Source organism: Gracilibacillus salitolerans (assembly GCF_009650095.1).
Lineage (GTDB): Bacteria > Bacillota > Bacilli > Bacillales > Amphibacillaceae > Gracilibacillus > Gracilibacillus salitolerans.
In genome coordinates this window covers 4,354,462-4,367,312 of sequence record NZ_CP045915.1, presented here as the reverse complement: position 1 = coordinate 4,367,312, position 12,851 = coordinate 4,354,462, and the positions used below count along the sequence as shown (strand labels likewise).

General features: G+C 38.9%; 11 protein-coding genes and 2 pseudogenes. 9 read left to right on the top strand and 4 right to left on the bottom strand.

The features are described 5' to 3' along the window. Window positions 1–222: 222 nt before the first annotated feature. Both GI584_RS20575 and GI584_RS24265 read right to left on the bottom strand, forming a co-directional pair. Window positions 223–462: pseudogene (locus GI584_RS20575) on the bottom strand (multicopper oxidase domain-containing protein); the annotation flags it as partial. Between the two features lie 132 nt (window positions 463–594). Beyond that, the gene (locus tag GI584_RS24265) at window positions 595–726 is read right to left on the bottom strand and encodes a hypothetical protein (RefSeq protein ID WP_267902830.1); all 132 of its coding nucleotides are present in this window, start codon (window positions 724–726) and stop codon (window positions 595–597) included. A gap of 250 nt (window positions 727–976) precedes the next feature. Between GI584_RS24265 and GI584_RS20570 the strand changes: the two genes are divergently transcribed. The 7 genes from GI584_RS20570 (at window position 977) to GI584_RS20540 (ending at window position 9,473) form a co-directional block, all read left to right on the top strand. Next, on the top strand, window positions 977–2,233 hold the full coding sequence (locus tag GI584_RS20570) for a prolyl oligopeptidase family serine peptidase (protein ID WP_153792461.1): 1,257 nt from the start codon (window positions 977–979) through the stop codon (window positions 2,231–2,233). A 136-nt stretch (window positions 2,234–2,369) separates the two neighbouring features. Beyond that, window positions 2,370–3,347 carry a substrate-binding domain-containing protein gene (locus GI584_RS20565; protein ID WP_153792460.1) on the top strand — a complete coding sequence of 326 codons (978 nt, stop codon included), beginning with the start codon at window positions 2,370–2,372 and terminating at the stop codon, window positions 3,345–3,347. A gap of 2 nt (window positions 3,348–3,349) precedes the next feature. Further along, window positions 3,350–4,807, top strand: a complete 1,458-nt coding sequence (locus GI584_RS20560; RefSeq protein ID WP_100359021.1) for a sensor histidine kinase — start codon at window positions 3,350–3,352, stop codon at window positions 4,805–4,807. Beyond that, window positions 4,804–6,126 (top strand): response regulator, encoded by a 1,323-nt coding sequence (locus tag GI584_RS20555; protein ID WP_153792459.1) that lies wholly within the window; start codon window positions 4,804–4,806, stop codon window positions 6,124–6,126. Before GI584_RS20560 ends, GI584_RS20555 begins: the two co-directional genes overlap by 4 nt. A 105-nt stretch (window positions 6,127–6,231) precedes the next feature. Continuing rightward, entirely contained in the window at window positions 6,232–7,572 is a 1,341-nt protein-coding gene (locus tag GI584_RS20550) for an ABC transporter substrate-binding protein (protein ID WP_153792458.1), read from the top strand. A 180-nt stretch (window positions 7,573–7,752) separates the two neighbouring features. After that, a complete protein-coding gene (locus GI584_RS20545; RefSeq protein WP_153792457.1) occupies window positions 7,753–8,661 on the top strand; it encodes a carbohydrate ABC transporter permease in 909 nt (302 codons plus the stop codon). Further along, on the top strand, window positions 8,661–9,473 hold the full coding sequence (locus GI584_RS20540; protein WP_153792456.1) for a carbohydrate ABC transporter permease: 813 nt from the start codon (window positions 8,661–8,663) through the stop codon (window positions 9,471–9,473). Before GI584_RS20545 ends, GI584_RS20540 begins: the two co-directional genes overlap by 1 nt. Window positions 9,474–9,546: 73 nt before the next feature. Here the strand turns inward: GI584_RS20540 and GI584_RS20535 are convergent. Continuing rightward, window positions 9,547–10,228, bottom strand: a pseudogene (locus GI584_RS20535) (class I SAM-dependent methyltransferase). A gap of 441 nt (window positions 10,229–10,669) precedes the next feature. Then, window positions 10,670–11,671, bottom strand: a complete 1,002-nt coding sequence (locus tag GI584_RS20530; protein WP_153792455.1) for an NERD domain-containing protein — start codon at window positions 11,669–11,671, stop codon at window positions 10,670–10,672. A 294-nt stretch (window positions 11,672–11,965) separates the two neighbouring features. On the opposite strand from GI584_RS20530, the gene GI584_RS20525 reads away from it, so the two are divergent. Both GI584_RS20525 and GI584_RS23885 read left to right on the top strand, forming a co-directional pair. Next, window positions 11,966–12,409 carry a YrvL family regulatory protein gene (locus GI584_RS20525; protein ID WP_153792454.1) on the top strand — a complete coding sequence of 148 codons (444 nt, stop codon included), beginning with the start codon at window positions 11,966–11,968 and terminating at the stop codon, window positions 12,407–12,409. Between the two features lie 235 nt (window positions 12,410–12,644). Further along, complete coding sequence (locus tag GI584_RS23885; RefSeq protein ID WP_194842063.1) at window positions 12,645–12,806, top strand: hypothetical protein; 162 nt, start codon at window positions 12,645–12,647, stop codon at window positions 12,804–12,806. Window positions 12,807–12,851: the final 45 nt, after the last annotated feature.

Genomic DNA, 12,851 nt, shown 5'->3' with positions numbered 1-12,851 from the left:
TTTTATCGATTTGTAGATCGATTCGGTTTTGAACACATAAAAGAAGAGCTTGGTATATTTGATTTGTGTTCTTTTCCTTGGATAAGTATTTTTGTTCCTTGGAAAGATGTAATTCTCCCTTAGATAAATGAATATATCCAAGGAAGAGCGCGAGATATCCAAGGAAGGATTTGATTTTTAAATTCGGTATTATTAATGCTTTGTCCTGGTCTCTTAAATTATCTATTCAGGTTGGTTATCCACCCGACCTGTACCAGTATAAAACTCTTCAAAATGATGATACTTAACCATACTCACCATTCCATTTGAAGCATAATGTAAATCATGACAGTGGAATAACCAGTTTCCGGGATTGTCTGCAACAAATGCTATTTCATAGGTTTCTCCATACTTTACATTTAATGTATCTTTGATGATAGGAGATCCTTCAAGTTCCTCTCCATTTTTACTTAGAACCTGGAAGGATTGATACTTGTTTAAATAGTACTTCTCAACCTAATATTTGGTTGACTGATTATAAAGTAGAGCGCAGGAAAAAACACCTCAACGTATGACTAGAAGAGGTGTCTTATATATGAAACCGATAATATTGTGTCAAAGTTTTTTCTCTTCAGATTGTTTTGTTTCTTTAACATTGAAAACACGATCAATATCAAATGATGGCTTGCCTCGAATCGCATCATTCGATCCAATCGTAACATTTTCTTTATTAAATTTTTTTGGCATATTCATTCCCTCCTAAACCCTAGTTTTTAATAAGATTCCCTATTTTAAATATAATTAGACTGTAATGTAACAGTTTTTCTGCAATGAACAACCCCTACCATCGACCTATTTAATGGTAAATCCTGCCCAAACCCTTGTCTTATTCTTAAAATTGTCCATAAAATCATAAACTTATGCTATTTTTTGAGGGGTAAATGTATCCGTTTACAACTTAATATAAGATCGTAAACAACAAAAAGGAGGTTAAACGATGCTAAAAAAGATAATTATTTTTTGTAGTATGATTGTACTGACGATCGGATTCAGTTTTCCTGTTTCTGCCAAAGAATCAAACGGATACTATACGATTACAGAAATCCAGGATTGGGGACCAGCGATTACACAGGTGATCGTCGAACTAAGAAAACCTGTACCAACCGACTCAATAGACGAAGAAACATTTTCGGTTCATGTGACGCGCAGTGATAACAGATTGGCAGAGTCACTTTTAGAAGAAGGAAATCGTGACGTAACCAATGCATATGTAGCGGATAAGAACGGCAATCCAGCCAAAGAAATGGGGAAATATGCTGTCCTTGAATTAGCAATCGGTCCTGATCAAACATTAGGTGCACCGATGAATTATATGGGCTTGAATGAGTGGATCGAAACCGATTATACCTTTACTCAACAACAGGCAATAGAGACACCATATGGAGAACTAACAGATTTAGAAATTACCACTTTTAAAGGCGATACAAAAAAGGCTGTTGAAGATTTTGACATGAACAGCGGCACATTTGCAGGAGTTGACATGTCCTATGCTAGCTACACACCTGAAAAAGATAAGCAAGATAATCCGCTGGTTATTTGGTTACACGGTGGTGGGGAAGGTGGAACAGATCCTACGATCCCGCTATCAGCAAATAAAGCAGTAAGTTTTGCGTCTGATTCGGTTCAAGATTATTATGACGGTGCATATGTATTAGTACCACAAGCGCCAACGAGATGGATGCACGGTGAATCTGGTGGTGCAGATGGGACTTCTATCTATACAGAACCACTTATGGAGCTCATTGAAGAGTTCGTAGCGGAACATGATGATATTGATACCGACCGTATTTATATCGGTGGTGCTTCTAACGGTGGTTATATGACTCTTGTGATGACAAGAGACTACCCAGAATATTTTGCAGCTGCTTTCCCAGTATGTGAGGGTTTAAATGATTCTATCATTTCGGACCAAGATATTACGGATTTAGCAAAGACACCTACATGGTTCATTACCGCAGAAAATGACCCAACATTAGATCCAACAGAAAATACGATTCCAACTTATGAAAGAATGTCGGAAGTGGAAGGAGCCGACGTCCACATGACCTTATTCGATGGAGTGTTTGACACGTCAGGGATTTATACCAATGAAGACGGTACCCCATATGAATATAATGGTCACTGGTCATGGATCTATGTCTATAATGATGAAGTACCAGGCCTGTTCGAATGGATGGCAGATCAAGAAGCTTGAGTTCTCTCAAGCTTCTTTTCCATGTTTCACGAGATAATGAGGAGTATCTCCCCGACAACATAGACAAGTTCAGAAAAAACGCTTACAATTTAATCAAAAGAAAAGATATCTCAATTTCAAGAAGAAGGTGTTTACTGTGTTACGAAAAATCTTCTTTACCATTCTTTTTCTCATCCCATTTAGTCTTATGCTTTATTATGGCAAAGAAACGTTTTATATCGATCAGCAAGCTGCATCTGAGCAGATGTATGATTATCATTTCGCACTTGTAACCGAAGAAGTCGGGAATAATTATTGGCGTTTCATTGAAAAAGGTGCGAAGCAAGCAGCGGAACAGCATAACATTTATTTAGAATATGTAGGCCCAAAAGTAACAGATACCGATGAACGTCTCGACACATTGGACCGCATGATTGCTGCCAATGTTGATGCCATTATTACCAAAGGGATGAGTGATCCGAGATTTCGTCAGCTTGTCCAAAAAGCGAAGGAACACAATATCCCGGTTGCAACAATTGACACCGATAATGAAACAAGTGGTCGTGATTTTTATGTGGGAACAGATAATTTCGAAGCGGGTTATCTCGCAGGAAAGACACTGATCGAAGAAACAGAAGGAGAGCAAAAAGTTGTTACCATCATCGGATTAAAAGATGCCCAGAATCAAATGGAGCGTTTAGAAGGGTTTGAAGAAGCGATCAGCCAAGAGAAGCGAATTGAGTTGGTCGCAGTAGCCGAATCGAATATTACCGAATTAGGTGCAGCAGATGCCACCTATCAATTATTAAAAAGTCGATCCGATATAACCGCTATTTTTGGCATCAGTGCTTTAGATGGAATGGGAATCGTGCAAGCAATAAGTGAATTTCAGCCGACAACAAGTCCATATGTGCTGGCATTTGATATTCTCCCAGAAACACTGTCCTTAATAGAAGACGACAAGATCCAGGCAACGATTGCCCAATACCCGGAGGAAATGGGGAAGAAGGCAGTCGAGGAAATGTATCAACTCTATCAAAATGATCAACCCGAGCAAATACACCATACCAAAACAGGTGTGATCATGAAAGAAGACCTGATGAATGGTGAGGTATTTTTGAAAGAAGGTGAGTAAAGATGCGAATAAAAAAATTACTGAACGGTCGGACGATTCAATCGAAATTAACGCTGATCTTTGCTGGAATTATTATTTTATTTAATATTGTCACGATTTCGATTTATGTCAGTTCGACGCAGTTAATGCAGCAATACCATCAGGAATTTGAAACATTACTAAACCTGAATTCGATTTCCCAATCAGCTCAGGATCTATCTGACAAGACAAAAGCATATGTTTTAAGTGGAGAGGAACAAGACTTAGAAGCCTATTATGAAGCAAGAGAAAATTTCCATGAAAGAACAGCACCGATTATGCAAGAGACGAACTCGATTCACTATAAAAATTATATCAACTTAATCGATGCTCTCCGTTACCAGACCGATTTAACGACCGGATTTGTACTCCGTGATGATATGGAACGCTATTCAATGCATGTGAAAGAAGTCGATCAAACGTCATCGTATATTCAGGAATCAACCTTGGAATTATTAGATGGGTCACTGACAGAATACCAATCCTTGTATGCGGACATTCGTGAGCGCAATGAAGCCTTTAAATATTTTACACTCTATTTATTAATTACATCGATTTTACTCGGTGCGTTTATAACGGTTCGATTTTCCAGAGGAATCCATCGACCGGTTCAAGCATTATCTCAAGCAGCGAAAGAAGTATCAGTTGGAAAATTCGATGGCAAATCAGTCCAAATTCAGTCACCAGTGGAGCTGAAGCTGTTAGGCGACTCTTTTAACAAAATGCGGGAAAGTATCCGTAATTTAATTAAAGAGATTAAAGATCAATCCGAACAAGAGCGATTGATGAAGGAACTAGAGCTCAAGCATTTACAAAATCAAATTCAGCCACATTTCTTATTTAATACCTTAAACACTGTATCGAAAATGGCGTATTTAGAAGACGCAAAATCAACGTCCAACTTGATTGACTCCTTAGCATCGATGATGAGACACAGCCTTGGCGATTTAAAGAAAACAACCACCTTAAAAGAAGAACTGAAAATGGTGGAAGATTATGTAGCGATTCAAAAAATGCGCTTTATGGAGCGAATCGAATTTGATATCGATCAGTTACCAGAAGATGGTGATTTGCCACTGCCAAGATTAACGCTGCAACCACTTGTCGAAAATGCCTTTATCCATGGTTTGGAATCATTAGAGGAAGGCGGGAAAATTTCGATTCATGTTAAAACGCATCATAGCGGGGTTATGGTGGAAGTTGCTGATAATGGTGTCGGCATGGCAGAAGAGAAACGAAGACAATTAATCCAATCAACCACAGAAAATGAACAACATGTTGGTCATATGACAGGGATAGGATTAGTCAATGTCATCAAACGACTGCAAATGTTCTATCAAACAGATGATGTTCTAGAAATCGATACTAGATTAGGTAAGGGAACGATCATCCGAATATATTTACCAGACAAACAACAGCAAGAATTGGGGGTACTAGCGTGAAAGTAGTGATTGCAGAAGATGAATTTTTAGAGAGAAAAGCAATGCGCAAATTTCTAGAGGAACACTTTTCTGATATTGAACAGGTTGAAGAAGCGGTTAATGGCCGTAAAGCGATTGAAGTAGCGGAAAGCATCCAGCCGGATATTATATTAATGGATATTAAGATGCCAGGCATCAATGGGTTAGAAGCGATGGAGTCAATTTGCCAAGCGTTTCCCCTAACGAAATTTATTATGGTAACTGCCTATGATACATTTGAATATGCCAAACAAGCGATGAAACTAGGGGTGCGAGAATACATTCTCAAACCGAGTAAGAAGGAAGAAATCATTCGTGCCATCTTAAATGTCAAAAGCGAGTTGGAACAAGATAAGCAAATGCTTGAAAATCGGCGTGCCCTTTTTCTCACGAAAGTGATCCAGGGAGAAGATGCACATCCTCTCCAACAAAGTCTCTGTCCAGATATGCAAAGCGGTTATTTCATCATGGCCAATAAGCCACTCACGTTATCAGATGACTATATCACCCAAGATAACATCGCCTTGTATGTATCCAACGAAAGATTAGACAATGCTGATGTGTTAAAACAAATTCGCAGTCTGCAATTAACACTTGGTGATGACCATTATATCGGTGCAGGTCATCCGTATGATAAAGTGGAAGACCTCACTACGTCTTACTATGAAGCAAAGAAAGCACTAAGGCAGCTATTGAAGGCAAAACAAAAGCAATACGGATTTGCAGCAACCAATCAATCAGAAGAGATTCCAACCAATAGATTATTGGAAGCAATCCGTGACGGTGAAGAAGAAAAAGTCTGGGTTTTATTCGATGTGATCGCACCGCATGCAAATGTGGAATTATTCGTGCAAATCAAGCAACTTGCGGAAGATAAAGGGATTAAACTTGACACGACACCGGAAGAAATAGTCACAACGGAAGACTGGAAAGAATTAATTCAACTAGTATGTAAAGAAATCAAACATTATTTCCAATCACAAGATAAAATTGTCAAAGCCAAACAATTTATTGAAAATAACTATCACAAACAAATCAATCTTGTCGATGTCTCGTCCTATACCGATTTAAGCACTAATTATGTATCCAATCTATTTCATGAAGCAACAGGCAGTACGTTTATTGATTACTTAACAGAAATCCGCATCAAGAAAGCGAAAGAACTCCTGCAGACAAACAATGCGACATTGAAGGAGATTAGTTATGAAATAGGTTATAAAGATCCGAACTATTTCAGTCGTGTTTTCAAGAAACATGTAGGGCTCTCTCCGAAGCAATATCAGAGCCAAATCGTAAAATAATACAGATTTTCGTAATATAATACAGAAAAATAGTGTCAGATCGTAAGCGTTTTCTCTATATAATTATAGCTGAAAGCGCTTATATTAATCCAAGGGGGTAGAAACATGTTAAAAAAGAGTTTAGCGTTTCTGATTATGTTCATATTCATGATTGCCTTAGTGGCATGTGGTGGAGATGATGAGACGACAGATGATACAGGCAGCACGGACGATCAAACAGAGGATACAACAGATGATGCAGCAGAAGAAGAGGAGGCTGAATCGTCGGGCGACGGTGGTTCTGTAGAAATCTTCAGTTGGTGGACTGGTGCAGGGGAAGAAGATGGATTACTTGCACTCATTGATTTATTCGAAGAAAAACATCCAGATATTGAAGTTGAAAATGCAGCAGTAGCAGGTGGTGCAGGTACTAACGCAAAAGCAGTTCTAGCTACCAGAATGCAAGGTAATGATCCACCATCTACTTTCCAAGTACACGGTGGAGCGGAGCTAAATGAGAGCTGGGTTGCAGCAGACAAGATGGAACCGTTAAATGATTTCTATGAAGAATATGATTTAATGGATAAATTCCCGGAAGAATTAATTGATATGGTAAGTAAAGACGGAAATATCTATTCTGTACCAGTAAACATTCACCGTGGAAATGTAATGTTCTACAACATGGAAGTATTTGAGGAGCACGGTATTGAAGTGCCGACTACTTTAGAGGAATTCGTCGATGTATTAGCACAACTTGATGAAGCAGGTGTCACACCACTTGCTATGGGTGATAAAGAAGCATGGACAGCAACACAAATTTTTGAAAACTTACTACTAGCAACACTTGGTCCAGATGATTATCGCGCATTGTGGGAAGGAGAAGTAGGCTTTGACGACGATCGCGTTCGTGAAGCGGCTGAATACTTCGAAACAATAATAGGTTACGTTAACGAAGATCATGCTTCCCGTAACTGGCAAGACGCTTCTCAGCTTGTAGGTGAAGGAGAAGCTGCCATGACCAACATGGGTGACTGGGCAAAAGGTTACTTCTCAAACGACTTGAACTTAGAAACAAATGTTGACTTTGGTTACTTTGCATTCCCTGGTACAACCGAGGACTTCATGGTTATCACCGATACATTTGGTTTACCTAAAGGTGTAGAAGATCCAGATACGGTTAAAGAATTCCTGAATGTGCTTGGTTCAGTAGAAGGTCAAGATGCATTCAATCCATTAAAAGGTTCGATACCAGCACGTGTTGATGCCGATGCATCAAAATATGATGAATACGGTACAGACACAATGGAAGATTTCCAAAATAGTAACTTAGCACCAAGCTTGGCGCACGGTTCAGCAGCATCAGAGGGATATTTAACCAAAGCAAATCAAGAAGTAAACATCTTCGTAACCCAACAAAATGTAGATCAATTCATTGAGAAATTACAACAAATAGCAGGAGATCTTTAAGATTGGTGGCTCGCCCTGTGCGAGCCTTCCCTTTTAAGGTAGTAAAAACAAAGAGCGAAGTTGCAAATAAAGAGGAAAAGTTGCAAGAAAAACTTCATCTCATTAAAAATAAGCAATCAATCACAAGTAAACAACATATCAAATTATATAGAAATTACTTCAGATGGGAGGACAATCGCAATGAAAATTACCAGAGATCAGCTGATGGCACTATTGTTCTTAACCCCATCCTTTTTGCTCATTGTCATATTCGTATATGGGTTTATTGGTTGGACTGGCTGGGTTTCCTTAAGTAACTGGAATACCCTGATGCCCGATATGTCATTCGCTGGTTTGAAAAACTATATCTATCTATTTGGAGATTATCGTTTCCAAGCAGATTTACGTAATACCGTCTTTTTTACGATCCTTTTTATTGGATTTGTTATTATCCTAGGTTTAGGCTTAGCGATTTTGCTTGATCAAACGAAAAAGGCAAATGCACTATTCCGCAATATCTTTTTATTCCCAATGGCACTATCCTTTGTGGTAACTGGTGTCGTTTGGCAATGGCTACTGAATCCATCTACTGGTTTCAATCAATTTTTACAAGTATTCGGCATCCAACCGAAATGGTATACCGATACCAATATTTTGGCGGGATTCCAGTGGGGAAGTATTGAATTCGGTTTACCTGTCGCCATGATTGCAGTTGTTATTGCAGCTGTATGGCAAATGACAGGATTCTCACTTGCGATGTATGTCGCAGGACTTACTGGAATTCCAGATGAGCTCAGGGAAGCGGCACGAATTGATGGTGCATCCGAACTGCAAATTTATCGCAAGGTGATTTTACCAATGTTAACACCAATTACGATGAGTGTGGTCATTATCATGGCACACATTTCTTTAAAAATATTCGATCTGATCTATGCGATGACAGGTTCGGGTGCCAATTTCGTTACCGACGTGCCAGGTGTCTACATGTTTGAGACGACATTCCGCGGTAACTATTACGCAAACGGTGCAGCAATTGCCATCATTATGTTGCTACTCGTTGCCGTATTTATCGTGCCATACTTGATTAACAGCAGAAGGGGGGCATCATGATGGTAGTGAGAAGAATAGTCAAATATACCGTACTAATCGCGATTGCTCTCTTTTTCCTGACTCCAGTCTATGTCATGCTGATCACCAGTTTCAAACCACTGGAGGAGGTATCTTTATCCGAAATGTGGGCATTGCCATCAGCGATTGACTTTTCCAGTTATACGCACGCATTCTCGGAGCTCGCACCAAACTTAATGAACAGTCTCTATTTGGTCATCCCAGCTACATTACTATCAGCCATACTAGGGGCAATGAATGGATATGTCCTATCAAAATGGAGATTCAAAGGATCCGAAGTCGTATTCACGATGATTCTATTCGGAATGTTTATTCCCTACCAAAGCATTCTGATTCCATTAATCCAATTTCTAAATAAAGTTGGTTTATACAACTCGATTGCAGGACTTATTTTCACTCACGTTGTATACGGATTACCAATTACAACCTTAATGTTCCGCAATTTCTATGCGAACATTCCTGATTCGATGATTGAAGCAGCACAAGTGGACGGCGCAAGCTTCCTCGGCATCTTTCGCAGAGTCATCCTGCCACTTTCGATCACCGGATTCGTTGTCGTTGCGATCTGGCAATTCACTAACATCTGGAATGAATTCCTTTTCGCCGTAACGATCACCAACAACAATGCGCAGCCAGTCATGGTAGCACTACAAAACCTGTCTGGAAGCCAAATCGTGCAATGGAACGTCCAAATGGCAGGCGCACTCCTCGCCGCTATGCCGACATTACTAGTTTATATTTTACTAGGGAAATACTTTGTCCGCGGTTTACTAGCTGGATCGGTAAAAGGGTAAAGAAAAAGACCTTCGCTTGAGCGGAGGTCATTTTAGTGTGTTCTGTTCGTGAACAGCCATTACCTACAGACTTTTATTGCTTTACAGCATGGATAAAATGAATGGTCTCGAAGGCAGTTAAATAATCCGTCCTATTTCCAAAGAAAAGCTCATTTATATTAGTTGGTGATAAATGTTCATAAATTTGCAAACCTGATTTTTCTAATAGATTCTCGACTTCTGCATAAGTAAAACCCGACTTCATTGGTTCTCCACTTGCCGCAGCCATTTTAACCATATTTTCAACTCGATTAGAAATGCCCTTTTCTTCAAAGAGTTTTTCATCTGCATAATCAAAAACAATAGAGCTGCCTGGAGGAACGTTGGTAAATAAAGCTGTCGGTCAATTCTGGATGCCTAAAAGCAAAAGTGTCTAACCCCGCTCCAAGTATGACATACTGTTTTGAACCTAACTCAACTTCATGAAGTAATACTTTCTCGCAATATGCTGCACGTGCTAAGGGGGTTGGAGAAAGCTGTACTTGTGTTATCCATTTCAAAATTTCTTCTGGATTATCTTTAAAACGCTGCCCAATGTCTTTGTTAAAAAACTGGATTCCGTTAATCATATTCTTACTAATAGCTGAAAATTCGTCTTCGGAAATTAGATCGTTCGCAATAAAATCATCGAAAATTTTAGGTGTGTCGTATCTATGGTGATGCGCGCGACCAAAAGCCGATACTAAGGAAGTTAGACTTGACTCATTTTGCTTCATAGCATCTTCCTCCTATATAAAAAAAATAAGATTCCCCTGGCCAGGAGAATCTTATTATAGCATTAAAATAATATTTGTAAATTATAGCATAAATTAACTTTTTTAGCAATTATTTTGCTTGTGTTAGAACAATGTTATCAAATTAAGGTTCAAGGGTTTTTAATAGAAAAATAGATAGAGGTCGGCACTTGAGCGGAGGTCATTATGACTTTCACTTTCATGATGAATATTCTGTTCCTTGGATAATCGGTGATATCCAAGGAAGCGGACCATTAATCCAAGGAACAGAACTCCTCGCTCCTTGGATAATGGCTTCCCTTCCTTGGAAAAAGCTTTCCCTTCCTTGGATAAATGCTTATATCCAAGGAACAGAAGCAGAAATCCAAGGAAGCGGAGCACTAATCCAAGGAAGAGCCCGCCTTGTTCCTTTGATAAAGAATATCACTTCTTCAAAACATACACTCGACCTCTATTACTTCCATTCCAATCTAATATCCCAGCGTTTGTCATTAAAGCCCTAGCAGTATGTTCCTTTTCCACATGCAAAAACTCCCTGCATTCTTGATTCGTCATCGTCGGTTTTACAAATACAAAATGATCGAATATGCTCATGACATGTGCGCGACGATCTCGTCCACCGCAATGAGGGCAATCCCATATGACCCGCAATCGATCCATCGCCAACTTACCGCAAAAAGGGCAAAGCACCCCGCTCTCGACATCTCCAAGTTCAATTCCGAATCTTTTCCAATAATGCAACTCAGGTTTACAATGTGCCTGCGCTAACTGATAACCAATACGCGTCAGCTCACTTAATTGAAAAAAGGATTGCGTATACTGCTTAGTAGCACGCTTAAATGAATCCTTCAATAACGCAAATGGCATAACACACTCATATACCCAATCGCTACTCGAATCCGTCGCTATCTCTGCATTTGGATCTGCTAAAGCTACTAGATTGACGATCGGATAATTCTCCCACCCAGCACCGAGCCAGAATCGAAGTTGATCACGCTGCTCGTCTACCTGTGATATAGGATGCGTCATCCCGTATTTTTTTCCATGCAAATAGTATTGGAAGTTTCGCGCGTTGTTTTGAAAGGTGAATTTACCAGGTTGGCTTTTTACATCAATGTTGACCGCAAAGTATGAGGTAAGGAGAAGGTTATCCATTTGAAAAAAGGAATGCCGATCTGCAGCGGGGAGGCGGAGGTCTTGAAGAACAATTACATCGTTTGAGTTAATTCCGATTCGTTCCAAGTAAAAATCAAGTTCGCATTCAGCATGATAGCCTTGCTTGATATTGCGAAGTTCCAACTCCATGTCACGCCTTTGTTTACTGATTCGTTTCAGTCCACGTTTCAACATCAAAATACTTTCAGGTTCCTGTCGTTTTTTAATAATAATCGAAATCACATCCTTTATTTCTAGAATATTCGACATAAATTGTTAAATTCCTGTTCAAAGTATCGAAAAGTTAAAGGATCATTGTTCTTAAACACTGACTGAAGAAAATCTAGCTTTATGTTAAAATATAACAAAAGTATTCATTTGAAAAACTTAGCCTTAAATCTAAACTCTTATCAAGAGCAGAATCAAAAGCAACTCCAAAGAAAAGCAAGTTCTCTTCTAGAGGAGTAGGTATAAGCAGGAATCGCAGAGGGTGAATGTACTGCTTGCTTGGTCTTTAAATGAAACTATTAAGAGTCCCTAGAGATAGAGAAGGAGCAACAACCTATGCCACAACATAATAATGATTCATTTCGAGATATGAATAAAAAAGAAAAAATAATAACCGTTTTTGCAATAGCACTTCTCATTTTCCTTGTAGTCGGCTTCATAATAGGAGTCTTTTTCTTTGGGCTTGCAGGACTTTTCGAGCTTCTCGGTGTTCAGTATCATTCCATCTGGTCGCTGCTTGGCTTTGTTGTCAGCTTCTTCGTTCTAGGAGTAATTGTCGAATTGTTTTTCAAAGCTTTCTTCAAGTTGACTGTCCGTAATATGACAGGAAAGATCAAGATAGGATTTATTCGGTTCAGTTTTGAATTCCTATCAAACTGGCTAGTCCTGTTTACGGTGGATGAATTGATGAGGAGTATTACATTGTCCTTGAAAGCAGAGATCATCGTCGCATTACTGCTTGCCGTATTAGAAATAGTCTTTGATAGTGATAAAGATTAGTGGGCCACGTATACAGAAGGGAATCGTAATTAAACACTTTAAAAATAAGCGATATTGGATACTAATACCACCATTTTTTATAATTGCTACAATCCTATTATTCTCTATTCCAAAGGATTACACGGGCTACTATACACTTATAGTAATCATTATATTTTGGTCTATATTACGCAAAAAAGAAAAATAGCGAGAATCATCAAGATAAACAGTTAAAAAAAGGAAAGAGGTGTTTCCGATGGAAATCATCATTGGATATTTTCTAGGTGCTGTCGTCTTATTCTTATTCTTTATTTCATTAATTAAATTGATACCTAGTCGAATGAAAAGCGCCAATAGTGAATTAATGAAAAGGATAGAGCATTTAGAAAAGCGAATAGAAGATTTAGAAAATAAATAAAACTTCATTCTGCAACCTTGCTTTTTACTAGCACCATGGTTATGA